The 23,611-nt window shown below is 42.5% G+C and carries 32 protein-coding genes and 3 pseudogenes; 6 read left to right on the top strand and 29 right to left on the bottom strand.

Annotated features, from left to right (window positions below; translation table 11 throughout):
- Nucleotides 1-62: 62 nt before the first annotated feature.
- The 7 genes from phoQ to rluE all read right to left on the bottom strand — a co-directional run bounded on the left by phoQ (nt 63) and on the right by rluE (nt 6,955).
- Nucleotides 63-1,562: a two-component system sensor histidine kinase PhoQ gene (phoQ, locus tag PXH59_RS03510; RefSeq protein ID WP_285810374.1), complete on the bottom strand. Its 1,500-nt coding sequence runs from the start codon at nt 1,560-1,562 to the stop codon at nt 63-65.
- Entirely contained in the window at nt 1,555-2,238 is a 684-nt protein-coding gene (gene phoP / locus PXH59_RS03505; RefSeq protein WP_047767992.1) for a two-component system response regulator PhoP, read from the bottom strand. The genes phoQ and phoP overlap by 8 nt, the downstream gene beginning before the upstream one ends.
- A 368-nt stretch (nt 2,239-2,606) precedes the next feature.
- The gene (purB, locus tag PXH59_RS03500; protein WP_285810372.1) at nt 2,607-3,977 is read right to left on the bottom strand and encodes an adenylosuccinate lyase; all 1,371 of its coding nucleotides are present in this window, start codon (nt 3,975-3,977) and stop codon (nt 2,607-2,609) included.
- A 97-nt stretch (nt 3,978-4,074) separates the two neighbouring features.
- Nucleotides 4,075-4,701, bottom strand: a complete 627-nt coding sequence (gene hflD, locus PXH59_RS03495; RefSeq protein ID WP_047767994.1) for a high frequency lysogenization protein HflD — start codon at nt 4,699-4,701, stop codon at nt 4,075-4,077.
- A gap of 2 nt (nt 4,702-4,703) precedes the next feature.
- A complete protein-coding gene (gene mnmA, locus PXH59_RS03490) occupies nt 4,704-5,807 on the bottom strand; it encodes a tRNA 2-thiouridine(34) synthase MnmA (protein WP_047767995.1) in 1,104 nt (367 codons plus the stop codon).
- 73 nt (nt 5,808-5,880) lie between these two features.
- Entirely contained in the window at nt 5,881-6,333 is a 453-nt protein-coding gene (locus tag PXH59_RS03485; RefSeq protein WP_285810371.1) for an NUDIX hydrolase, read from the bottom strand.
- Complete coding sequence (gene rluE / locus PXH59_RS03480) at nt 6,326-6,955, bottom strand: 23S rRNA pseudouridine(2457) synthase RluE (RefSeq protein WP_047767998.1); 630 nt, start codon at nt 6,953-6,955, stop codon at nt 6,326-6,328. Before rluE ends, PXH59_RS03485 begins: the two co-directional genes overlap by 8 nt.
- Before the next feature lie 141 nt (nt 6,956-7,096).
- Here rluE and icd point away from each other — a divergent pair, with 141 nt between their 5' ends.
- Nucleotides 7,097-8,350, top strand: a complete 1,254-nt coding sequence (gene icd, locus PXH59_RS03475) for an NADP-dependent isocitrate dehydrogenase (RefSeq protein WP_285810369.1) — start codon at nt 7,097-7,099, stop codon at nt 8,348-8,350.
- Between the two features lie 123 nt (nt 8,351-8,473).
- Here the strand turns inward: icd and PXH59_RS03470 are convergent, their stop codons facing one another.
- The 19 genes from PXH59_RS03470 to PXH59_RS03380 form a co-directional block, all read right to left on the bottom strand.
- Nucleotides 8,474-9,601, bottom strand: a complete 1,128-nt coding sequence (locus PXH59_RS03470) for a site-specific integrase (protein WP_285811616.1) — start codon at nt 9,599-9,601, stop codon at nt 8,474-8,476.
- Nucleotides 9,591-9,824, bottom strand: coding sequence for an excisionase (locus PXH59_RS03465; RefSeq protein ID WP_047768002.1), 234 nt, complete (start codon nt 9,822-9,824; stop codon nt 9,591-9,593). The genes PXH59_RS03470 and PXH59_RS03465 overlap by 11 nt, the downstream gene beginning before the upstream one ends.
- A gap of 212 nt (nt 9,825-10,036) precedes the next feature.
- On the bottom strand, nt 10,037-10,222 hold the full coding sequence (locus PXH59_RS03460) for a hypothetical protein (protein ID WP_285810365.1): 186 nt from the start codon (nt 10,220-10,222) through the stop codon (nt 10,037-10,039).
- Complete coding sequence (locus PXH59_RS03455) at nt 10,219-10,755, bottom strand: phage N-6-adenine-methyltransferase (RefSeq protein ID WP_285810363.1); 537 nt, start codon at nt 10,753-10,755, stop codon at nt 10,219-10,221. Before PXH59_RS03455 ends, PXH59_RS03460 begins: the two co-directional genes overlap by 4 nt.
- A gap of 208 nt (nt 10,756-10,963) precedes the next feature.
- Entirely contained in the window at nt 10,964-11,227 is a 264-nt protein-coding gene (locus PXH59_RS03450) for a hypothetical protein (RefSeq protein ID WP_285810362.1), read from the bottom strand.
- Nucleotides 11,217-11,384 carry a hypothetical protein gene (locus tag PXH59_RS03445; protein WP_160300184.1) on the bottom strand — a complete coding sequence of 56 codons (168 nt, stop codon included), beginning with the start codon at nt 11,382-11,384 and terminating at the stop codon, nt 11,217-11,219. Before PXH59_RS03445 ends, PXH59_RS03450 begins: the two co-directional genes overlap by 11 nt.
- A gap of 5 nt (nt 11,385-11,389) precedes the next feature.
- Entirely contained in the window at nt 11,390-11,818 is a 429-nt protein-coding gene (locus PXH59_RS03440) for a zinc-finger-containing protein (protein ID WP_285810360.1), read from the bottom strand.
- Nucleotides 11,819-12,089: 271 nt separating this feature from the next.
- Nucleotides 12,090-12,860 carry a hypothetical protein gene (locus tag PXH59_RS03435; protein ID WP_285810359.1) on the bottom strand — a complete coding sequence of 257 codons (771 nt, stop codon included), beginning with the start codon at nt 12,858-12,860 and terminating at the stop codon, nt 12,090-12,092.
- Nucleotides 12,854-13,753 carry an IS982 family transposase gene (locus PXH59_RS03430; protein ID WP_285810357.1) on the bottom strand — a complete coding sequence of 300 codons (900 nt, stop codon included), beginning with the start codon at nt 13,751-13,753 and terminating at the stop codon, nt 12,854-12,856. Before PXH59_RS03430 ends, PXH59_RS03435 begins: the two co-directional genes overlap by 7 nt.
- Nucleotides 13,754-13,819: 66 nt before the next feature.
- Complete coding sequence (locus PXH59_RS03425; protein ID WP_285810355.1) at nt 13,820-13,945, bottom strand: hypothetical protein; 126 nt, start codon at nt 13,943-13,945, stop codon at nt 13,820-13,822.
- A complete protein-coding gene (locus tag PXH59_RS03420) occupies nt 13,938-14,756 on the bottom strand; it encodes a PD-(D/E)XK nuclease-like domain-containing protein (RefSeq protein ID WP_285810353.1) in 819 nt (272 codons plus the stop codon). Before PXH59_RS03420 ends, PXH59_RS03425 begins: the two co-directional genes overlap by 8 nt.
- Entirely contained in the window at nt 14,734-15,015 is a 282-nt protein-coding gene (locus PXH59_RS03415; RefSeq protein WP_285810351.1) for a hypothetical protein, read from the bottom strand. Before PXH59_RS03415 ends, PXH59_RS03420 begins: the two co-directional genes overlap by 23 nt.
- Nucleotides 15,012-15,287, bottom strand: a complete 276-nt coding sequence (locus PXH59_RS03410) for a hypothetical protein (RefSeq protein WP_285810332.1) — start codon at nt 15,285-15,287, stop codon at nt 15,012-15,014. The genes PXH59_RS03415 and PXH59_RS03410 overlap by 4 nt, the downstream gene beginning before the upstream one ends.
- Before the next feature lie 188 nt (nt 15,288-15,475).
- The gene (locus PXH59_RS03405) at nt 15,476-16,138 is read right to left on the bottom strand and encodes a hypothetical protein (RefSeq protein WP_285810331.1); all 663 of its coding nucleotides are present in this window, start codon (nt 16,136-16,138) and stop codon (nt 15,476-15,478) included.
- A 41-nt stretch (nt 16,139-16,179) separates the two neighbouring features.
- Nucleotides 16,180-16,401: a hypothetical protein gene (locus tag PXH59_RS03400; RefSeq protein ID WP_285810329.1), complete on the bottom strand. Its 222-nt coding sequence runs from the start codon at nt 16,399-16,401 to the stop codon at nt 16,180-16,182.
- A gap of 2 nt (nt 16,402-16,403) precedes the next feature.
- A complete protein-coding gene (locus tag PXH59_RS03395) occupies nt 16,404-16,631 on the bottom strand; it encodes a DUF551 domain-containing protein (protein WP_285810328.1) in 228 nt (75 codons plus the stop codon).
- Between the two features lie 11 nt (nt 16,632-16,642).
- Nucleotides 16,643-16,870 carry a hypothetical protein gene (locus tag PXH59_RS03390; RefSeq protein ID WP_285810327.1) on the bottom strand — a complete coding sequence of 76 codons (228 nt, stop codon included), beginning with the start codon at nt 16,868-16,870 and terminating at the stop codon, nt 16,643-16,645.
- A 55-nt stretch (nt 16,871-16,925) separates the two neighbouring features.
- Nucleotides 16,926-17,225, bottom strand: coding sequence for a hypothetical protein (locus PXH59_RS03385; RefSeq protein WP_285810326.1), 300 nt, complete (start codon nt 17,223-17,225; stop codon nt 16,926-16,928).
- A 490-nt stretch (nt 17,226-17,715) separates the two neighbouring features.
- Nucleotides 17,716-18,141, bottom strand: a complete 426-nt coding sequence (locus PXH59_RS03380) for a hypothetical protein (RefSeq protein WP_285810325.1) — start codon at nt 18,139-18,141, stop codon at nt 17,716-17,718.
- 58 nt (nt 18,142-18,199) lie between these two features.
- Here PXH59_RS03380 and PXH59_RS03375 point away from each other — a divergent pair.
- Nucleotides 18,200-18,595: pseudogene (locus PXH59_RS03375) on the top strand (transposase family protein); the annotation flags it as partial.
- Nucleotides 18,596-18,615: 20 nt separating this feature from the next.
- Here PXH59_RS03375 and PXH59_RS03370 read toward each other — a convergent pair.
- Nucleotides 18,616-19,584 (bottom strand): IS110 family RNA-guided transposase, encoded by a 969-nt coding sequence (locus PXH59_RS03370; protein WP_285808913.1) that lies wholly within the window; start codon nt 19,582-19,584, stop codon nt 18,616-18,618.
- Between the two features lie 172 nt (nt 19,585-19,756).
- Here PXH59_RS03370 and PXH59_RS03365 point away from each other — a divergent pair.
- A pseudogene (locus PXH59_RS03365) lies at nt 19,757-20,263 on the top strand (IS982 family transposase); the annotation flags it as partial.
- 7 nt (nt 20,264-20,270) lie between these two features.
- Here the strand turns inward: PXH59_RS03365 and PXH59_RS03360 are convergent.
- Nucleotides 20,271-20,593: pseudogene (locus tag PXH59_RS03360) on the bottom strand (Rnf-Nqr domain containing protein); the annotation flags it as partial.
- Nucleotides 20,594-20,746: 153 nt separating this feature from the next.
- Entirely contained in the window at nt 20,747-21,460 is a 714-nt protein-coding gene (locus tag PXH59_RS03355) for a LexA family protein (RefSeq protein ID WP_285810324.1), read from the bottom strand.
- 97 nt (nt 21,461-21,557) lie between these two features.
- Between PXH59_RS03355 and PXH59_RS03350 the strand changes: the two genes are divergently transcribed.
- From PXH59_RS03350 to PXH59_RS03340, 3 genes are all read left to right on the top strand, one after another.
- Complete coding sequence (locus tag PXH59_RS03350) at nt 21,558-21,755, top strand: Cro/CI family transcriptional regulator (RefSeq protein WP_047771141.1); 198 nt, start codon at nt 21,558-21,560, stop codon at nt 21,753-21,755.
- A gap of 110 nt (nt 21,756-21,865) precedes the next feature.
- Complete coding sequence (locus tag PXH59_RS03345; protein ID WP_285810323.1) at nt 21,866-22,318, top strand: DUF2335 domain-containing protein; 453 nt, start codon at nt 21,866-21,868, stop codon at nt 22,316-22,318.
- A gap of 475 nt (nt 22,319-22,793) precedes the next feature.
- Nucleotides 22,794-23,549, top strand: a complete 756-nt coding sequence (locus tag PXH59_RS03340) for a thioesterase II family protein (protein ID WP_285810322.1) — start codon at nt 22,794-22,796, stop codon at nt 23,547-23,549.
- Nucleotides 23,550-23,611: the final 62 nt, after the last annotated feature.

Below are 23,611 nucleotides of genomic sequence, written 5' to 3'. Positions count from 1 at the left end.
GAAAATGCTTAGCAAACACCTAATCATTATCGCATGGTGAACGCATTGTGTTGGCCGCTGCTTTATGTTGATGAGTTATTATTTTGATGGGCATTGTCTTGATGAGCATTGTTTTGATGGGCATTGTTTTGGGCACGAAATATTACGCTCACCCTGGCGCCACCAAGTGGACTATCATCAATACTGATATCACCTTCATATTGCTCGATAATTTCAGACGCTATCGACAAACCAAGACCCTGGCCTGATCGCAGCGTATCGGCGCGTAAGCCACGCTGAAAAATCATTTCTCGCTGCTCAGGGAGGACACCTAATCCATCATCATCGACAATAATAGTGACTGAACTTCCTCCCATTGTGGCGGTGATTTTGACCAATTTCAGGCAATATTTACAAGCATTATCCAGAATGTTTCCCATCACTTCCAGGAAGTCATTTTTTTCCCCCAGCCATGTGACTTCAGGAGAGACATCGAGCATAATTTTGATGCCCTTATGTTGATATACCTTAGTTAAGGCACTGATTAGGCCATCGAGCAAGATGGGGACAGAAGAAATCTGCCTCAGAAGTAAGCTATGGTCGCTGCGCATATTGGCTTTGTGTAGATAATAGCCGATTTGTTGGGATATCCGGTCAATTTGTTCAAGCATAATGGGTTCAGCTTGTTCAATGGTCAGCTTTTGAGGGGGGCGCAGAGAGCGCAGGGTTGACTGCAATACCGCCAGGGGCGTTTTCAGGCTATGCGTCAAATCCGAGAGGGTTGTGTGATATTTTGCATAACGTTTACGTTCACTGGATAACAAGTTATTTAAGTTTCTGACCAGCCCTCTTAATTCAGTAGGAGGATTCTCATCCAGTTCTTTCCTTTCCCCATTTTCTAATGAACTGATTTGGGTAATTACGGATTTTATTGGCCTAAGACTCCAGTCAGCAGCAAGCCAGATTAATGGAATGATGAGAAGTAAGTTAGCGATGAGTACATACCCAAACCATTCCCATACTTTTGCTGATTCCTGTACATCTTGTGGAATGGTATCAATGATAACAATGGTCATGGCAGGCAGTTTGTCAGTGGCAGGATAAATATTTACAGCAACTGAGTAGGTTAATAACACGTCCTTACTATTTTCTGCCTTTTTTGCATTATCTTGATTTGCCGTTGGATTATAGAAAAAATCCCCTTTTTCTTTAAAATACGCTTCTAGTGTATATAAGCCCTCTTTTTTCAGCCAGTCAGGATCAATCATTTTTTCCAATTCAGACACATTATTCTGGCGCCAAAGAATATTTCCATCATTATCATAGATCAGTGCTAATGCGCGGTAATTCATGGAAAAATCTTTGGGAACAAGGATTTCTAGCTTGTTATTTTCCCATCTGGCTAATGTGAAAAATAAATTACTTTGGCTACGGAGTATGGAATAGCTTGTTTTATCAAAGCTGACTAAATATCCGGCGATAGCAACAATGCCATATGATAGAGTCAATGCAAGAATAATAGCAGCCGTAGCCATGAGAAACCGTGTTCTCAAAGAAAAAGGTTTTTCAGAGAACTTAAACATTATAAGACTTCACATCGAAGCGATACCCTTGACCACGAACAGTGACAATGACCTCTTCCGGCCATTCATTCAATATTTTTTTCCTCAAACGCCCCATCAATACATCAATTGTGTGACTCTCGCGTAATTCAGCGTCCGGATACAATTGGCGCATTAGTGTTTCTTTACTGACAACTTTGCCATTATTGCGCATTAAGGTCTCGATAATAATGTATTCAAAGGCGGTCAACTTAATATTGGTTTCATTGATAGAAAACTCCTTTCTTGAGAGGTTGATTAAAAATGGTGATATCTCAACTAATTGTGATGCCAAACCACTATTACGTCGCATTAATGCCTGTATGCGGGCATTAATTTCTTCCAGATGAAAGGGCTTAGTAACATAATCATCGGCACCCGCGTTTAGCACGTTGACTTTTTCTTGCCAGCTCTCACGAGCGGTAAGAACAAGGATAGGTAAATTAACTTGCTCACTGCGCCAGCGCTGTAACATGCTAAGACCATCTTCTCCCGGTAACCCTAAATCAACGATAGCAATATCAGGGTGACTTTCTTTAAGATAATAATCTGCTTCTTTAGCATTCTCCGCAGCATCAACTTGATGTCCGATATCCCGTAATTGCACGGTTAAGTGATGGCGAAGTAATGCATTATCTTCAACGATCAATATCCGCATAATGATTCCTTATGCTAATCAGTAATTAATGTTTATCAAATAAATTTAAAATAGCTAAGTAACCAATTTCGTCAATAAAAATTAAATAGAATTATAGGTATATGATTATGAATAAACTAAGTATAGTAACAATTTAGCTTTTGTTGGTATATTAATGATTGGTGCGTTTAAAAACAAATGGTTAGGTTGAAATAGTAAATAAATATACAATTTATTTAACTTCTATATAAGTTCATATACTCCATAGCATTCAGGTTGCTACGTGACGATCGGGAGTCTGCTGGGATTACGCAGTTAGCAGGAAATTGCAGCACGAAAATTGCGCATGGGCGGAATAGAACCCGCCCATTTGTAGGGATAAATACAGATTATTTTAACTGGTCAACCAGCGAAGCAGCGTATCCAATGTAATTTGCTGGCGTCATGGATTTGAGGCGCTCTTTTTCCACTTCAGGAAGCTCAAGGCCATCAATAAACGCTTTCATCCCTTCAGCATCAACACGTTTACCACGAGTCAGTTCTTTCAGTTTTTCATAGGGCTTTTCAATGCCATAACGGCGCATAACAGTTTGGATAGGCTCTGCCAATACTTCCCAATTGCAATCCAGTTCATTCAGTAAGTGCTGTTCATTGACTTCCAGCTTATTCAACCCCTTCATAGTGGATTGATAAGCAATCAATGCATATCCCAGACCAACGCCCAGATTACGCAATACGGTTGAATCTGTCAGGTCACGCTGCCAGCGAGAAGCCGGCAGTTTGCTGGCAAGATGCCCCAGAACCGCATTTGCCAGGCCCAGGTTGCCTTCTGAGTTTTCGAAATCAATCGGATTGACTTTATGTGGCATGGTAGAAGAACCAATTTCCCCGGCCATGGTTTTTTGCTTGAAATGGTTCAAGGCGATGTAACCCCAGATATCGCGATCAAAATCGATTAGGATGGTGTTGAAACGCGCCACACAATCAAACAGTTCTGCAATGTAATCATGGGGTTCAATCTGAGTGGTATACGGGTTCCACTGAATACCTAAAGAGGTCACAAATGACTCACTGAATTGATGCCAGTCAACTTGTGGATAGGCGGATAAGTGCGCATTATAGTTACCCACCGCCCCGTTGATTTTGCCCAGAACTTCTGCCTGCTCAAGCTGACGGAATTGGCGCTTCATACGATAGGCCACGTTAGCAAATTCCTTGCCGACCGTGGAAGGTGTGGCAGGTTGACCGTGTGTCCGCGATAGCAGTGGCAGATCGCGATAATCATGTGCCATGCGTGTGATGGTATCGATTATTTGGCACCATTGCGGCAGCAGAACTTCCTCACGGGCTGTTTTAAGCATCAAGGCATGTGACAGGTTATTAATATCTTCTGATGTGCAGGCAAAATGAATAAATTCTGCAACCTGATGCAGGGCAGGAATATGCGCGACTTTCTCTTTCAGAAAGTATTCAACAGCCTTAACATCGTGGTTGGTTGTGCGTTCAATCTCTTTGATACGCAGTGCATCCTGCTCATTGAAATTTGCAATAATTTCATCAAGGTAAGCGTTTGCGTGGGCGTCAAAAGCAGGAACTTCTCGGATTTCTGTGGTTGCAGCCAGTTTTTGCAACCAACGTACTTCGACTTGCACACGGAATTTTAGTAAGCCGAACTCACTAAAAATAGCGCGTAATGCGCTGGCTTTATCGCCGTAGCGGCCATCAATTGGAGAAACAGCGGTCAGTGAGGATAATTCCATTGGTAGCAACTCCCGGATTTTATTTAACAATGTATGTTTAACAGATTTATGTTTAATAATTTAGATTTAACAGTTTTTCGCTGACAGTCTTTACCATCTAACCGTTAGCAAGGATCTCTTTTGCCTGTCGGATCAGACGTTGACGAGAAAACATGATTTGCAGGCGGCTACCGCCAACTTGTTGCCATAAAACGGCACTACGGATACCGGCCAGTAACACCGATCTGACTTTTGCCTGAATCAACGAATTACGTAATACATCAGGTGAACCCGTCACTTGAATGCGTGGTCCCAACGGGCTGATAACATCGACATAAATGCCAGCCAGGGCGTTGAACATTCCCTCTGACATAGGTTCAAAATAGGCTTGCTGACGTTCTAATTGTTCAATGCGATTTGCCAATTGATTGACGGCAGACGGATTTTTACTCAAGCGGCGTTCCAGTGCCACCAAACTCAGCATATAGCGGGTAAGATCGGCAGAAACGCCACTATGTGAACCATTGAACATACCCAACATGGCATCAAGGCCAACACGCAGGTTGCAGGCATCATTGCCAAAGACATCCAGTGTGGAGGTTGGATTCATGTTCAGGACACTGTTGATCATGATTTCAAAAGCATCCGTATCACACTGGCCTTCATGGGCAAGTTTTTGTACCAGACGGCCTGACTGGCAGATACCTGCCAGCGCCAGTGTAATATCGTAATAATTTTTAGCCACAACTACTCCTGTATACGTTGTTCGATCACACCACCACCGAGACAAACTTCACCTTGATAAAACACGGCTGATTGACCTGGGGTGATAGCGGCAACAGGGCTATCAAAACGAACCTCAATGTTATCTTCGCCCAGAGGGACGACAGTGCAGGGAATATCATGCTGACGGTAGCGTGTTTTGACTACACAGCGTATTTCTGCTTGCAGTGGTCGGCGATCCACCCAATCCAGTTGCCGGGCAATCAAACCGAGCGACATCAAACGAGGATGTTCATGGCCTTGGGCCACAATCAGTATGTTATTTTCGACATCTTTATCGACGACATACCAGGGTTCTTCACTACCGTTTTTCGTCCCCCCAATCCCCAGTCCTTTGCGCTGACCGAGTGTATGGTACATCAAGCCGGTATGTTGGCCGATGGTCTGTCCATCAACCGTCATTATCGGGCCGGGCTGGGCGGGTAAATAGCGCCCAAGGAAATCACGGAACTTACGCTCACCAATAAAACAGATGCCCGTCGAATCTTTTTTCTTTGCGGTGACCAGGCCAATTTCTTCGGCAATGCGGCGTACTTCGGGTTTTTCCAATTCCCCTACCGGAAACAGGCTCTTGGCAACTTGCTGGTGGCTTAAGGTATATAAAAAATAGCTTTGATCTTTATTATCATCCAGGCCACGGAGCAATTGGCTCATGCCGTTCACATCCCGACGACGGACATAATGCCCAGTTGCAATATAGTCAGCCCCTAAATCCTCTGCGGCAAACTCCAGAAATGCTTTAAATTTGATTTCTTTATTGCAAAGAATGTCCGGGTTTGGGGTTCTGCCGGCTTGATATTCAGCCAGAAAATGTTCGAATACATTATCCCAATACTCGGCTGCAAAATTAATGGTATGCAGTTCTATGCCCAGTTTGTCACAAACGGCCTGGGCATCGGCAAGATCGGTAGCCGCCGAGCAATACTCTTCACTATCGTCTTCTTCCCAGTTTTTCATGAACAGGCCAGCTACCTGGTAGCCCTGCTGTTGCAGAAGGTAGGCGGAAACGGATGAATCAACACCGCCGGACATGCCGACAATGACTTTTTTCTGGCTGTTATCTGACATGGATATATCTCACTGCGGAAAAAAACAAACGCAATACTTTAGCACGTTGGCAACCAAGGTGCACCAAGCGTCTTCATTTGGCGAAAGGTGAACCATAATAATCCAGTATCGAGAGTGGATAAGTTTTGTGCTCCAGGTAGCAAAGAAGACTTTCGGCGACCAGAGGGGAGCGTAACTGTGAACTGTTAAGGATTTCTTCTGCACTTAACCAATGGCAGCAATGGATATCGTTATCTTGTGGATTGGTATCTATGACTTTTTCCATTTCAACCAGGAATAGAAAACGGATAAATGGGGTTCTGTCCGGCGCAACCCATTGGTGCAATTTTAAAAATGCGTGTGGTTGTACACAAATTCCGGTTTCTTCCCACAGTTCCCGTTCAGCAGCAGCCAGTAATGTTTCATCCGCTTCAAGGTGGCCTGCCGGTTGGTTCCAGAGGAGCTTGCCGTTGATCAATTCTTCAACAATCAAAAATTTATTTTCTGCATGAACAATGCAGGCAACCGTGACGTGTGGACTAAACAAGATTAATTTCTCTCCATTCTCCAGGGGATAATGTGTCTAATTGTATCGAACCCATACTAAAACGGATTAGGCGCAATGTAGGGTATCCCACATGGGCAGTCATTCTGCGTACCTGCCGATTGCGCCCTTCATATAACGTAATTTTAAGCCAACTTACCGGAATGCTTTTTCGTTCCCGAATAGGGGGAATTCTCTCCCAAAGCCACTCAGGCTCTTCGACTAATTCAGCGCCAGCGGATAAGGTTGGGCCATCTTTCAATAAAACGCCGCTACGCAGTTTATTCAGGGCCGTTTCATCAGGAATGCCTTCTACCTGAACATAGTAAACTTTAGCGCTTTTTTTAGCGGGTTGGGTCAGTTTAGCTTGCAATTTGCCATCATTGGTCAGCACCAGTAAACCTTCACTATCACGATCCAGACGACCCGCGGCATAAACATCAGGAAACGGGATAAAATCTTTTAACGTTGCTCTGCCCATTGCATCGGTGAATTGAGGTAAGACATCATAAGGTTTGTTCAAAATCAATACCCGACGAGGGCTAATTGTTTTTTTTATAGCTCTGTTATTTTTTCTCTGGCTGAATCGGTTAAGTTGGCGTTTTTTAAAAGAGATATTTGTCATGATAAGCCATCGTTAAAAATAAGGGTGCGTATTATACCTTAAAATCTGTGACCGTTGGCGTTTGCAGAATATTCAAGTAGTATTGACACGTCCCTTACAAAAAATTAACAAGGCATTGCGCTTATTTGAAAGGAGAGGTTAATGGAAAGCAAAGTTGTTGTTCCAGCGGAAGGTAAAAAAATTACTATTGATGTCAAAGGTAAATTAAGTGTTCCGAATAACCCGATTATCCCTTATATCGAAGGGGATGGCATTGGTGTTGATGTTACGCCGGTCATGCTAAAAGTTGTTGATGCTGCGGTTCAGAAAGCGTATGGCGGTGAGCGCAAAATTTCCTGGATGGAAATCTACACAGGTGAAAAATCCACGCATGTCTATGGTAAAGATGTTTGGTTACCCGATGAAACGCTAGATTTGATTCGTGAATATCGTGTTGCTATCAAAGGTCCTCTGACAACGCCAGTAGGTGGTGGTATCCGTTCGCTGAATGTAGCACTGCGTCAGCAATTGGATCTGTATGTCTGCCTGCGTCCGGTTCGTTACTACCAAGGTACGCCAAGCCCTGTTAAGCAGCCTGAATTAACCGATATGGTTATTTTCCGCGAAAACGCGGAAGATATTTACGCGGGTATTGAGTGGAAAGCAGGTTCAGCGCAAGCGGACAAAGTGATTAAATTCCTGCAAGATGAAATGGGTGTTAATAAGATCCGTTTCCCTCAACAGTGTGGTATCGGTATAAAACCTTGCTCAGAAGAAGGCACTAAACGTTTAGTACGTGCCGCGATTGAATATGCTATTGATAATGACCGTGAATCAGTCACTCTGGTTCATAAAGGCAATATCATGAAATTCACCGAAGGTGCTTTCAAAGACTGGGGTTATGAACTGGCTCGCACTGAATTCGGCGGAGAATTGTTGGATGGTGGCCCGTGGGTTAAGATCAAGAATCCTAAAAATGGCAAAGATATCATCATCAAGGATGTCATTGCAGATGCTTTCTTGCAACAGATCCTGCTGCGGCCAGCAGAGTATGATGTTATCGCTTGTATGAACCTGAATGGTGACTACATTTCTGATGCTTTGGCTGCACAGGTGGGTGGCATCGGTATCGCTCCAGGAGCAAACATTGGTGACGAGTGCGCACTGTTCGAAGCAACACACGGTACCGCACCTAAGTATGCAGGCCAGGATAAGGTCAACCCGGGTTCGGTGATCCTTTCCGCTGAAATGATGTTACGCCACATGGGATGGTTCGAGGCTGCTGACTTAATCGTTAAAGGTGTTGAAGGTTCCATTGCTGCCAAGACCGTAACTTACGATTTTGAGCGTCTAATGGAAGGTGCTAAGCTGCTGAAATGTAGCGAATTCGGTGATGCAATTATCTCACATATGTAATTAATTACTTAACTGAATAGATGACGGGAGCTTAATGGTTCCCGTTGTTTTATTATCACAATGGAAACGGTTATCAAAACATTATCAAAACCAGTTATCAAAACCCATCAAATTTTGAGCAACTTAGACGACAATTTTTATCCAATCTTTGCCACGGTCATCATGGTATTTATCTGTCTGTTGCTGCGTTTTATGCCCCAATAAATCTTTCGTATTAATACCCTGATCGCGATATAGACGCTCTGATAATGAGCGCTGCTCATGAAAGGTCGCTGGAGTTCCTTCTCTCCAATCAATATCTGTTTTATCACGTGCTTTTTTGAAGTTTGTTGTTAATGTATTAGCTGTTACTTTTTCTCCGCGTTTAGACTGTGATGTGGTGTGAAAGTAGTGAATTAAATACGGGCTAACAACACGGTCGCGGCAGCGCGCAACAACTTCTCTGAGAGAAATATTGAGAGCATTGCATCGTAACGCTAAGGGGATAGCTAATCTGGTTCCTGTTTTTTCTTGAGAAACATGCAGATGATCGTCCCAAATATCACTAAATTTCATCTCAGAAATATCACCTAATCTCTGGCCTGTTACTATTGCTAACAACATTGCATTACCCATGTACTTGTAGTGTGAGTCAGCGACTTCAAATATTTTTTGCCACTCATCCAGATTGAGACACTGACGAGTCACTCTCCTCCTTGGCTGCTTAGTTGCTAGGGCGGGATTGTAACCCGGAGGAACCTCCCCGGCATGCTGAGCTTCTTTAAAGACATCAATCAAAACAGAACGGATAACTTGAGCCATACGAGGTTGTCCGGCTGATTTATATTGATCCAGTATTTCAGCTATATCTCTGGCATCCACGGCAGGAAGAGACTTCATTGCTAGAGCTTGCCGCATTAAATCTACCGGCTTGCGTTTCTGTTTGAACGTATTGAGTTTGATATCACCAGTTTCTAGGCGTTCTTCCTGAACTTTCCAGTACCTATCCAGCCACGTATCAACAGTAATTTCTTTTCCCTTAATGTTTGCTATACGATCACCAATTGCCATGACTTGCCGGCTACGTTGTTCAGCTAGTCTATTGTTGGCTTCAATAGCAATTTCTTTTGCTTCTTGCTCATCGTCGCCTAAAGCATGGTATTTTCCTGTAATGGGATGTCGATAGCGCCAATACACCTTATTGGTTTTGCGACTAAACAATGGGTATAAGTTGGGGATATTGATATTGTTTTTGCGAGGTCTAGCAGCCATCATTTAAGATCCTCTGTAATTTAGGATTATCCGACTTATTTATAGTTGGAGTAGCTAACCGTCCAACTAGTTCTGCATCTTCTCTAACCCGCCAAATGCCGCCTTCTTTTTGTGCTGGTGGGTAAAAAAAACCATTTCTAGCATAACGTTGAAGGGTGCTTAAACTAGGCGGGCGACTCCTATATCTGTCGCTTGCCCATTCATCCAGAGTTAGCATCTGCATATTTTAACCTCTTTTCATTTCCTTCTGAATCATTCGCACATAATATCCCAGCACTGATTTAGCGCTGAATCGCATATGGTTGAGTGGTTTAAATTGGGGTGTGTATTTATCGAGAATGGCGGTGACTGCGGTATCGTCGTATTTGGGTAGCTTTCTAAGCTCTTTCAGGCATTCCCTCGCCACCGTCCTCCTTGCGTTCTCGAATTCGCTAGTCATGGGTTAATACGGCAGGAAATATTACCTTTATGCGATTCCCTTATTACTCCTGAGCGTTCATTGTTAATGGTAAAGAACACGGGTTCATTTACTTTCCTATCTTTTTGCTTCAAGAAATCTGCTACTAATCCAAATACCATATCAATGTCTTTCTTGTTCGGTACTTCGATTGTTACTTTCATGCTATTTTCCTCAATTGTTCATTGCCGACATTAATCAAATAATCTCGATCGACGGTTGTTATTATTCTGCGTGGGTTAGTGAATGGTCGCCAAATTAGCAATAAACTACCTTTGTTATTTCCATTCACTGGTTTTTGTGTTTCTGCGTTAACAAATGAAATCCGTCCACCCGTTATTAATCTGACCTCATCGACAGTTTCCATTGCTAATTTAAACCAGCCTACAGATGTATCAGAGGGAACTAACATCACGACAGGTTGTAACTGTTTCTGACATTCGATAGCAGCTTTTTCTACCCACGACTTGATATTCGAGTAGGGTGGATTTACCCATGTCGAGCCGTAACTCACCCAATCACATTCCAGTGCATTATCTCGTTCCGTGAGATAATGAGCACACAGGGTATTTTGAGCGTTGGCGGCGGCATCTAAATAAAATCCGAATTCTAAATCGAGTGCCAGAAATAACGGGAGTGGAGTTTGCCAAAAGTCTTTAAATTCCTTGGGTGTGTTACTGCCTCCGTAGTCACTCATCGTTTATATTCCTCGTTTTCCTCCTATTCTTCTCATAATCCTCCCCACACTCCCGGCTACAGAATGCACCGTGTACTGCTGGCTCCGTCTCACGCCATCGGCACATACCGTTGATGCTGGTTAATGCTGGTGGCCGGTTCTGGAGTGCATGAGATATATTCAGCTCATTTAATTCATTCGCTGCATCGATAATATCCATGATGGTTCTCTATTTGTTGCGGTGAGGATATAGGTTTACTGCGAATACGCTTTTTCCATCACCTATATCATGAATGCTTTTATAAACCTCGCCATCAGCTAAATTATATATAGCCACAGGCTTCATATTTTCATATTCAGCGAGTTTTTCTATCGCCTCACAGAGCTTTATTAAATCATCACAGTCAATTTTAATTTCATTTACGTCATCTATCTTGGTTACATTAGCTGCTGTTTTTAATCTGTTTGCCAACTCAATCACATCATTGTTCATTATTATCACCTCCCAGCCAATTTAAAAATATCTGCATACTATTTTCATCTATTACACGCTGCCCGTTATCCAATGTATGAACTGTTATCTGAATATTGTCGATGTTAATAGTTCCACTATTTATAACGGTGGGTAGTTGTTCATTTTGATTATTCATTACTATCACCTAAACCTCCTGCATATATTTGCTGCCCGTTCGCACATTTCAGTGTCAAACCAGCCGAAATGGCATTCGTTGAAACTGATATTTAATTGATTTGCTAACCATCTGTACGCATCCGTGCGCTCTAAATTACGACTCCTGACTACATCATCGAAATACCGATGAGCCGATGCTCTGGCTCTGCGTGTCGTTTTATCTGCCAGTGACCCCATCGGGATATCCGTTCCCGGATGAATACTGACACGCGCACCACATGCCCAACAGTGGTATAGCCACGGCCAGCGGTTATCATGGATGCGTTTAAAAACATTCAGGTGATGCTCAATCATCACGTGTCTGCCGCAATAACGGCAGTGTGTCGGAATGGGATAGGGGTCATTGACTCTTGCAATCGCTATGGGATTGGGGTTCCATGGGGTGAACTGCATATGTCCTCCCGAATTTGGTTACAATAATCCTCCCGCCGCATAGCAGCGTAGTGATAGGGTTGGGGTTAATTAGATACTTCTGTCTGGATTGCCGAGCACGAAGACCCGGTGTTGGAAGTCGGTGGCAGATGTCTTTTGAGCGGGTTTTTTGTCTTTCCTTACATACCTTCCTTGATTCTCATTGGCCCATATTCGTCTACATACAACGCACCGACGATTTTTGGTGTATCTCAGTGTATGCCCGTGTGGACAGGGTTTACCGTAAAAATATTTACTCGGCTCCGTGGTCATCAATCGCATCTCCCATGCTATTCAGTTTATCAACCTGCTTCTGGGTTGTTTCTGGTTTTTCGAACCAATCATCTACGCTGGACATGCCATCACGCAGAGACGCATAGATTTTTTTCATCTGAACCATCTGAGCAGGGCGCATTGCTTCAACTCGACACTGAATGCGTTTTTGGATTTGCTCACTGGTTACGCCAAATTCCGCTTTGAATACTTCAACCATTTTTTTAATGGCCTCTGGTGATGTATCTGCATTACTCCTGAGAGTCACATCACACTGATTAACCGCAGCCTCAACAACATCTCCCGGTATTACACCGAGGATACAGGCGCGTAATCTTCTGGAACCCTGATTAGCGACCAATTCATAGATATCGCGGGGATCTTCCAGTTTCTTTTTGCCATTACGCGTAAATCGAACATGAGGAACCGTGAATGTTTTTACCTGTCTGGTGTTCGTCTCGATATCCCATGCGAACGCCTCAACGGTTGATTCCCCGTTTTTTTGCTCCAACTCTCGGATACCAAACTGAATATTCCCCCAATTTTGAGCTACTGCTTCGGCTAATCTGATACTAGGCCCTGTAACTTCTGCACCTCCGCGTGAATATGAATACAAGGCGCTTTCTGCCAGAGTAGGTCGGGTGCATGCTTGTAAAATTCTGTCCATTGCCATAATGGGGTCACGCGGGAACTTTTTAGCTATCACCATTGCGGCTTGAACTTCCTGTAACGCGATGCTCGACTTTAACATCCTATAACGTTGGCTTGTTGAAGCCAGTCGCGTTGACTTTTACCTTGTTTAAAATTGGCAAAAATACCCAATGTGTGAGAAAGCAGTTTCCTGGCAATTCGATTACTCAAATGCCACAAATCCCGTGCCCAGCACTTCTCGATAGCAAATTGCCCGGCAAGTTGACCAATGACGGTTTCAATTAAACGGCGTTTGGCGTTAATGACCCTTCTCGTTTTTCTGGGGATGGGATCATCCCTATTGGCACGCACTGGGGTAATCATTTCAATACCCTCTGCCTTCATTTCCTGTTTAAATTCAACGCCTAAATACCCTTTATCACCCAGCAAATAGCCTTTTATCGAACCGATCACATCCCAGGTTGCTTCACGCTCACCGACATTGGCGGGCGTCAGCGTAAACCCGGTTACCACGCCGATTTCGTCTATCATGAGATGTCCTTTGAAGCCGTAGTAAGTTTCGTTTTTGGCGGCACAGTACCCATAATCGGCTTGTCCTTTGAAGTTGGCACTGCCTTTTGCTCTTTTGAATCCACAGACGGGCAGCGGAAATCCGTCGATAATATGTACCGGCCTGTCGGGCGCGCCCAATAACCTCGCCAGCTTTTCTTGCAGTTGTTGTTTAACAACCCAAAGATTAGAAATCTGTTTAGCGAAATTGGCGCGCGAACCTAGCCCCGGAAACCACTCGCGCCAGTGGTCATTAAAGTACGTCCAAATGCCTTTATCTGTTGAAAGTCCTAAAAATTCACCCACCACTTCCATCGTGATGGCTTCTGCATCGCTCAGTTTAGGCGGATATCCCCGGCTTCTGAATCGCATACTTTGCTGTAACTGCGTTAAATTGTCATCTACCCAACAAAACACCCAAATGATAAAATCTTGCTGTGACATAGCCTTTTGTTCCTTTATCTCTCTATTTTTGACGACTTAAAGTTATAAAGGAGCGGCTATGTCATTTCAACTCACCATAAAAGTCGAGCATCGCGTTTCCTGTATTGCCCGCTGTTGTTCAACGGCTACCATCCCCTGTGTTGGCTGCGCTTGCGGTGCATTAGAACCAAATGGATTAATTACATTATTCATCTCTTCTCCTGGCCCACTCAGGGCGTTGAACAACTTCGAAACCTAAGCCGAAATTTCCTTTTACTCGGCACTCGTGGTACGTATTTAGATTCTTTCTGAACAAATCAAAACCAACCTCCCTGTCATACTGATCCAGAACAAACAGACGAACAGGATATTTGCCACAATCGATAGATTCACTGACTGCCAGAAAACAAAAGATAGGGATAGTTCCGGTATATTGCCGATAACCTTCGCCATACATGGCATCCTGAACGTGATAGCGATATTCCTCTATATGAGTAGGGAATCGACTAATATCTGAAACTTTTTTAACATCTACAATGATGTCATTATCGGGGATTAACTTATCCGGTCGTATCCTGCATAATTCGCCAGTTTCAGCGTCGTTCCAATAAATTGAAGCCTCACAAACTCCATCGTGTTCCAATAGCCGCCTCCCCCCCGGATGAGCCATCACACTATCCCGCATTAGTTGTAATTTCCGGTGTTGCTCGTAGTTCATCACGATCTTTCCTGTTTTTTTGCACTCTTCTAAAAACTCCTTTTCTTCTTCTTTTCCTGAGTTGGTGCGGCGATTGAATTGAGGTGCTTTAATAAACCTATTGTCAAATTCATCCGGTTCTAATAACAGACAATGAAGCGCCGTCCCCATATCCAGAGCGCTTTTTTTCTCTTCATCCTCTGGGGCGTCCCTGTCCCAATCTAAAAGTGCTGTTGATTTTGCCACTTTATCCAACTGCGACTTGCTCACCCCCTCGCCGCGGTGATAGTCCTCATTGGAAATGTCATAATAGATACCGGGTTTCATGCCTCTGCTCCTCCACTGCTCGACACACATCAAACAGCCATGTGTGGTACGTATCCATTAATTCAGGCCGTTTATCACCCGCCATTTCCAACAGAGAATTAATCTCATCTGATAGCGTGTTGTCGGGTAATTTTCCCAGTCTGTTATTGGCTCTATTGTCCAGATCCTCATCGAGACTATCTTGGTATGCAGCTTCCTCTCTGTCCCGCTCATATTTTGCATCCTGCATCCAGCAGGGATCACATCCGAAGCCTCTCATGCGGCCTCCTTGTGCATATGCTGGGCGATAGCCATAAGATGCCGATATCCGTATCCGGCTTTCTTTAATTCTTCCGCGATTTGTTCTTCGTCGCAATGAGTCATGAGATAGGCCAGCATTTCACCAGGCTCTGGATTAGAGCGTTTGGCAAACTCTGAAAATGTCATATCAATGTGCAGGTCAGCAGGGTCTTTGAATATTACCTGTGTACGTCCATGCAGCGTTCTACTGGTCGTTTCTGCATAGGTATAACTTAGAGTGATTGGGTGCATATTATCCTCCGTTAAACCGGAATAAATACAAATGATGAGATGATGAGTAGTGCGAGACGGCGCACATGGCAGCGCCAGTTTCTGATTGCCTGTGGTTGTTTGGGTACGACTGCGCGCCCGTCGAACATGTTGTTACGCATGTAACAGCCCCTCGTTAGTGAAAACGATTAGTGTTTTTCTGATTTGGATTATTTAGAGGTTAGAGAAATAAGCGCCCGGGCGTGCAGTTCGGCGGATTCGCGACTTGCTCCACTTTTGGTGAAGACAGCCTCTTCGGCGCTCCATCCTTTGCGTAATCTTTTCCCGATAGTTTGAGGGCGAACATTACACTCTGGTATTCTGGCCCATTGTGATAATGTCATAGATACTCCATTTATAGTAATAAATACATTTGTTCTTGTATTATTACTCTGAACTAGTTTTTCGGCCCATCTACAATTCTCTGGGCTATAATCCCCATTATTATCTATCCTATCTACACTGTGATTTTTACTTGGTCTCTCTCCCATGTCATAAATAAAATTTTCAAAGCTAGACCATCTTTCACAAACTTTAATTCCTCTCCCTCCATAAGACGGGTATGCTTTGTGTTTTTTATTTTCGCATCGCTGCCTCATTGCCGACCAAATAGAATATTCATTCGACTTTGCCATTTTATGTTTGGTTGGTCTATTGTCATTCCATTTGCATCCACATGATGTGGAATTTCCGCCTTTCAAACTAGTTCCTCTAATTTGAACTTTATTACCGCAATCACAGATACAATTCCAAAATCTTCCGGGCCTTTCTGGGACGGGGCTAATAACCAGAAGCCGATCAAATTTTAAATTTGTCAGTTCTAATGGTTTCATTTTTATATAAGACCCCCATAATTAAATCGGCGTGTATATGTTTAGGCATTGTTATTCTCCAGTGACATAGCTCCGTCCTCTGGATAATCAGTACAATAAATTCCTAATTGCTCTATATAAATCCCACCGTCAACCTGAATTGCTAAATTATCGCCGATAGTAAATTCCTGCTCTAATTCCTCGTTAGTCATTTCACCATGAGGAATTCCAGCAAATTTACATACTGCTAATATTTGTTTACCTGTAAGTGTTATTCTATTCATCATTATTCTCCTTTCGGTGGTTCAGGGAATGGCATCCAATATTCAACATTATATTCATCATCTATCTCAATTTCGTTTAACCGATTAACTACTCCCCAGTACCAGTATTCTCCGTCCTCAGCTCTCCCATATAATCGGCATTTATAATTGCCATTATTGGTATAGAATTCACAACCTAAAACTATTTCATCTATTTCAGGTAGCCGATCTGAACATTTAATCCACTCCATAAACCCTCCTGTTATTCATCGTCATCACAGTCGCAATTGACAATTCGCTGACTTAATTCAGCTATTTCTGAGGCAATTTCAGCCGTTCCTTGCAAACTATTCTGCACGTGCTCCTGAAATGACCTGATAAACAGAGCAAAATATATGGAAGGCGAACCTTGTAAATCACCTTTGGTGCTCAATTTCACTTCGTTACTGCCATTCGATATCAATTTTATTGTTAGTGTGAATTCTGTCATTATTGTTTTCCTATATTCAGGTAATAAAAAACCCCGCATTGGCGAGGTTGTTTAATTATTTTGTATTTCTCAATTCTCTTACAACTCTGATTGTTTCTGCGTACGTAGCATATTTAAATTTCTCAGGACGACCACGTTGAATATATTCATCTACAGACATCCGACGCCATTCAGGATGAGGCCTATTCCCACACAGAATAAATTTAGAATCGTCAAAATCTTTTTTGAATACATCTACATTGATAGATTCTGACAGACCAATACCGTAGAACATTGTTGCAATTATGCGGATCGTGGTTGAACCTTTATGAATAATATGAATTACCTGCATAACAATATCCTCAGTTATTAGCATTCAACTCACCACAGCCCACTCAGAAATGAGCTGTAATTGGCTAATTGAGTGAAGACCATTTGCGATAGTTCTGCCTAGCGCCCCAGCATAGCTTGGCATAAAAACAACGCATTACAGAACGCGGTTCATATGACGCAGCCCGCTTACGATAATATTCGTAGTCCTCTTTGCATTCAGCGGCAAATTGCATTGGTGTGGTCATATTCATACCCTCAGAATTAATATTGTTTATTTGGAATGTACCTGCATATTTAACCACCTCAGGCGGCAGTGGTTCTCCTGCTATTCCCCAACAGACAGGAATTTGTTATATTCCAGATCCCCCGATAGACATGAGGTCTTTTTATGATTCAAAATTCTAGCCAAGAAGAGTTGTTAAGACTGATTGAAGTTGAAACAGCTGCTTTTAACCGCATCATTCAGTCTATTTTCAAAGTATTAAATGAGGAGCAAAGGAAAGACATTTATCGCGACCTAGAGGGTCTTAGCCTTACTCTTGTGAAGGAAATGAAGGAGAGTGACAGCAAGCTTTACAATCGCGAACAAGCGATTCGTAATCATGTTCATCGCCTTCTGGATAATTCAACTGGCGAATAATTTCGTGGCGTTCCCTTTCTAATTTCATGATCGGGTCAGAAGCATTATTTATTTCCCGATCATGGTCTTGTTTATAAGGATTTATTTTAGCTTGGTTGATTTCATTATCTAATTGCTGATTCACTTTTTCTCGCGCTTTGTTTAGGTATTCCACTTGTCTTGCAAGGGAAATTACATCGCGACGTGCATCTAATTTATGTTCCATCCACTGATAAATTTCCTCAATTGTATTTCCATTTGCGATTATTACTGGCTCATTCTTTTGCATTTTTATTTTCCTAACGCGATGCTCGACTTTTATGGTGAGTTGAAATGACATAGCCGCTCCTTTATAACTTTAAGTCGTCAAAAATAGAGAAATAAAGGAACAAAAGGCTATGTCACAGCAAGATTTTATCATTTGGGTATTTTGTTGGGTAGATGAAAATCTAACGGCGTTACAGCAAGGCACACGGTTCAGAAGCCGGGGATATCCACCTAAGCTGAGCGATGCGGAAGCCATCACGATGGAAGTCGTGGGCGAATTTTTAGAATTTTCAACGGATAAAGGCATTTGGACGTACTTTCGTGACCACTGGCGCGAGTGGTTTCCGGGACTGGGTTCACGCGCCAATTTCGCTAAACAGATTTCGAATCTTTGGGTTGTTAAACAACAACTGCAAGAAAAGCTGGCGAGGTTATTGGGTGCGCCCGACAGGCCGGTACATATTATCGACGGATTTCCGCTGCCCGTCTGTGGATTCAAAAGAGCAAAAGGCAGTGCCAACTTCAAGCAACTGTCTTGAACGCGATTTTATGGCGTTATCTGATGATACGAATTATTCCATTCTTCATTTTTTCTAATCATCGCATTCAAGATGGTCAGCAGCTTGCGCATACAAGCCACAAGAGCCACTTTTTTGGCCTTACCCGCCGCCAGCAGGCGGTTGTAAAACGTCTTGATTACCGGGTTAAAACGGGTTGCCACGAGTGTGGCCATATACAACGCTGTCCGAACCCCAGCGCGCCCGCCAAAGATGGTTCGTCGACCCCGCATAGTTCCCGAGTCACGGTTAACAGGAGCAACGCCAACAAGTGCACTGATTTCCCGACGCGAGAGCTTGCCCAGTTCAGGGACTTCTGCCAGCAGGGCTGCTGTTGTCATTGCCCCAATGCCCTTGATGGCGCTGAGCCGGTCAGCCAGTTCCTTAAAATGAATCTGGATATGTTTATTCATATCTTCATCGATCCGCGCCAGCTCAGCTTCCAGTGCTTTAATGACAGTGTTGATGCTCTTTCTGCTCTGAGGATGCGCAGGATGTAGGCGATTACGCTCAGCAACCAGCATCGTAATCAACTGCCGTCTGCGCACCACCATGGCAGAAAGAATCTGACGTTCCGCATCTGGCAGCGCCCGAATAAACCGTTCTCGTTCGGGATGACGGTTTATCACTTCTGCCATCTGAGTCAGGACCTTGGCGTCAATGCGGTCAGTCTTTGCCAGATATCCCATGGCCCGGGCAAAATCTCGCGCTTGCCTGGGATTAATAACAACGACATCAAACCCTTCGGCCTGAAGCGAGCAGGCAACAGCAGATTCCAGTCCACCGGTGGCTTCCATCAGAATCAGGGACACGAGATGTTGCTTCAGTACGGACACAATGGCATCAAAACCATCAGGATCATTACTGGCGGTGAATGCCTCTACGCCAGTACTCACGGCGATATCTAATGAGGCTTTGGAAACATCGATGCCCACACAAAGTGGATTTGGCTGACTCATATTACCCTGCCTTGCAAATACGTTATGGATGACGGACAACTGTTCGGGTTTCAGATGAGTGGCTCAGTGTATGCGTCAATAGCTTTAAAACGGGCTTAAAACCCCAGGGCAACTCAGACTGCGTACACTGTGCCAAATCTAATCGTATTTATTTTAACCTACTTTTAAGATACAAGGGCAAGCCGATTATGGGTACTGTGCCGCCAAAAACGAAACTGACTACGGCTTCAAAGGACATCTCATGATAGACGAAATCGGCGTGGTAACCGGGTTTACGCTGACGCCCGCCAATGTCGGTGAGCGTGAAGCAACCTGGGATGTGATCGGTTCGATAAAAGGCTATTTGCTGGGTGATAAAGGGTATTTAGGCGTTGAATTTAAACAGGAAATGAAGGCAGAGGGTATTGAAATGATTACCCTAGTGCGTGCCAATAGGGATGATCCCATCCCCAGAAAAACGAGAAGGGTCATTAACGCCAAACGCCGTTTAATTGAAACCGTCATTGGTCAACTTGCCGGGCAATTTGCTATCGAGAAGTGCTGGGCACGGGATTTGTGGCATTTGAGTAATCGAATTGCCAGGAAACTGCTTTCTCACACATTGGGTATTTTTGCCAATTTTAAACAAGGTAAAAGTCAACGCGACTGGCTTCAACAAGCCAACGTTATAGGATGTTAAAGTCGAGCATCGCGTTTAATCCTTTGGGTATATTTGAATATTTCATTTTTTCTCGTAGTCCGGCCAGGGCAATAATCGCTAGCATCCAGCCAATGCCACAACCTGCGCCATAAGTAATAGATTCAGCAAAGTTATAGTTTCGCTCAACCATAAATATGGTAGCGCCAAAAATCGCACAGTGAATAGTAAGTAAGGCAGGAAAATTCCTAGCGAATGATAAAGGGAAGGAATAAATTTATCGAGAAACATCTCCAAAATTTGGACAAGAGCAGCTAAAACACCGATAAAGGTTATAAAATTAAGAAATGATAAATCTATTCCTTCAATGATCTCTATAGTTTGTTAAATCAATATATTAATTTGATTTTATAACAGAAAAATAGATAGTGCCCGATCATTACGGATAATGCTGTTTTCATAACTGGCTTAACTTATGATTTGGTGTTTTGTAAAAACACAGCTGTCATTGGGAAATGACTATTTTTAAGGTAATTTCCCAATCCTTGCTTCCACAACCACACCAATAATATTTACTTGATTACTAAGGGTAATCATATTGTATTGAGGATTTAATGGCTTTAAAAATGTATCATATCCTTCTGTAATCAGTTGCTTGAAAGTCAGTTCCTTCTCTCCATCGAGTTTTGCTACGACTAAATTGTTGGGCGTCGGCTTAACTTCTGGATCAACTAAAATGATCATGCCTTGCGGGAAGCTTAGTCCATTCGGCGATACCATTGAATCACTTTTTACTTCCAGCCAAAAAGCACGTTGTGAACACTCAATACAGGTTTCATATGCCTTTGCAGTACGGCTTGTTTGGTATTTTGGTGTGGGATCTTCGCACCAATTACCTGCATTTACCCAGTCGAGTAATGGATATTGCCTATGCAGGAGCGTATGACTGGCAAATGCCGCATTATCATCATAGAGAACAGAGACAAGTTTTCTTGCTTGTTTATCCAGCGATGGACTGAAATCTGCAATTTTGACTTCCAGTTTTTGGGCAAAATAGGCCGCCATCTCCAAGTTAAGGGCGTTTATTCCGTTGAGATAGTGTGAAATTGCACTTTGTGTCTTGTCGATGTCTTCTGCAAGCGTTTCCTGAGAGATGCCGAGCTGCTTTTTTTTGGATTCAAATATCTCTTTTAAACGTGCCGAATCTGCAAGTTGTTCTGCTGTAAGTTTCTTTTTCATGGGATCATTTTAATACCACCGCTATTAAAATGATAAATACTAAAAATATTGAAATATTTAGTACTTTAGATATTATCTTGAGGGGAGGAGGAATAGTATGGAAAAAATCCCATTATCAGAGTATGTAAAGTTGAATGGCCAAGTTAAAGCAGCGCGTTTAGTCGGTGTTCATCAAACAGCGATCAGTAAAGCACTGCGTTCAGGCCGGAAAATATTTTTAATTCGTCAAGAAGATGGAACCTACAAAGCTGAAGAATGCCGCCCGTTCCCTAGCCAAAAGCAAGGTGTATTGTGAATAACGAAGATATCAGAAGTACGATTAATTCATCTCTATTATAGGTTGAACTTAATTATCTCACTGATTTTATTAAAGTGTTTTTTGTGTATATTGTTGGGGGAGAAAACGTGAACGTTAACATTGGTCATTACTTCAGAGCGATAGGGAGCATTCTTGACATTATGCCCGTAAATGATTACCGCAACGCTTTAGATGCTGATTCGTCAGATGGATATTTACTCGAAAATAAAGAGATATTTCATTTTCTTGATTCATTTCCATCCCCTGAAGTATTGCAGAGTTATGAAACAATCTTACCTGGTTACGCTGAAAGAGTATTTACTCTCAGAGAAAAAGAGCAGGTTTTTCAACATGAAAAGCAGAATAAGGCATTGAATGGAGTGATAAACAGAGATAGACGAGGGCAGTGGATGGGCTTTTTCATTACCTTATTTATCTTAATTATTGCGACTGTTTTTGCTTTTAGAGGCGAAATATTATTTGCTGGTACTTTAATCACTATAGATTTGGTGGGATTGGTTTCTGTATTTGCCATTGGTCGTAAATTGAATATTAAATAATTTCAGAATAATATAAAGATTTATTCAAAAAATAAGTGATTATTCTTACTATCTGTCTTTTATATTAGTTATTTTTATGTTATATGCTCAATAAACCTCAAGTTACAACCCGCAAGAAGACGCGAGGCCTTATATTTCCCCGTGCAGCGGGGAAATATAACACGCATCTTGACGTTGGATTGGTATATATGTCTTAGGCAGTTACTGATTTTCTTTTGCTTTGTACATAATTTCATCGAATCACACATTGTGAGTTAATTAATAATTATAAGATAATCAAATTTTCTTTTATAGAAAAAAATAAAATACAATATAATATAATATAATATAATATAATAATAAATATTATTCTTTGCCTAATGAATTTTTTTAAAAGTTATTTATAATTAATCGATTTTAAGTTACAGTTGTAAATAAAAAAGTAATAGCTTGAAAATTTATGGGATATCTCTCAATCTGCTAAAGGAACTTCATTTTGTCTGATTCAGTTTTATTTTCTGCGATTAAAAAGCCAGAGGCCGGAGCGCAGCTGTTATTTTTTCATCACGCCGGAGGCTCTTGTTTTTCCTACATTGAGTTGGCTCACAAGTTATCGGAATTTATTGAAGTTTATTGTTTGGAGCTTGCAGGCAGGGGAATGCGTGTTTCAGAGCCTTTTCAGGTGGATGTTGAAACTGTTTTATCTGATATCCTTGCCGCAATAAAGCGTTTAAGGTTAGGAGAGGATAAACCTTTATTACTGTTTGGGCACAGTTTAGGAGCGGAACTGGCTTATCAGGTTGCTCGTAGACTGGAGAGTGAATTACCAGAAAAGCAATTAGCACTTATTATCTCTGCCCGTGGTTTTATTGATTCTGAAGGGTTTAAAAATAAGCCATATGAGGAATATTCTGACTCTTATGTTTTGAATATCCTTGAGCAATGTGGCGGAACACCGGCAGATATTCTTGCTAACCCTGAACTACGTAATTATGTGATCAAAACAATGAAAAATGATCTCATTTTGTTGAACTCTTTGTCTTTATTACCAAAAGTAAAGTTGAATATCCCAGCTTATGTGATAGGAGGAGATCGGGATAATAGAGTTCCTGTTTCTCGTTTGGCGGAATGGTGGCGAGTGTTAACTGCGCCAATAGAACAACAAATTTTCACAGGAGGGCATTTTTACTTGTTCAATAATCATGCGGTGGTTTCTTGGCTCGAAAAACAGGCCAGAGAACTAGCTGGATAAGACTAAGGTCATGTACACTATTATTGACTTATCCCAGTTTAAAGCTCTTAATGATTAGATGG

Source organism: Xenorhabdus bakwenae (assembly GCF_030272115.1).
Classification (GTDB): domain Bacteria; phylum Pseudomonadota; class Gammaproteobacteria; order Enterobacterales; family Enterobacteriaceae; genus Xenorhabdus; species Xenorhabdus bakwenae.
This window is presented reverse-complemented; position numbering and strand designations above follow the sequence as displayed.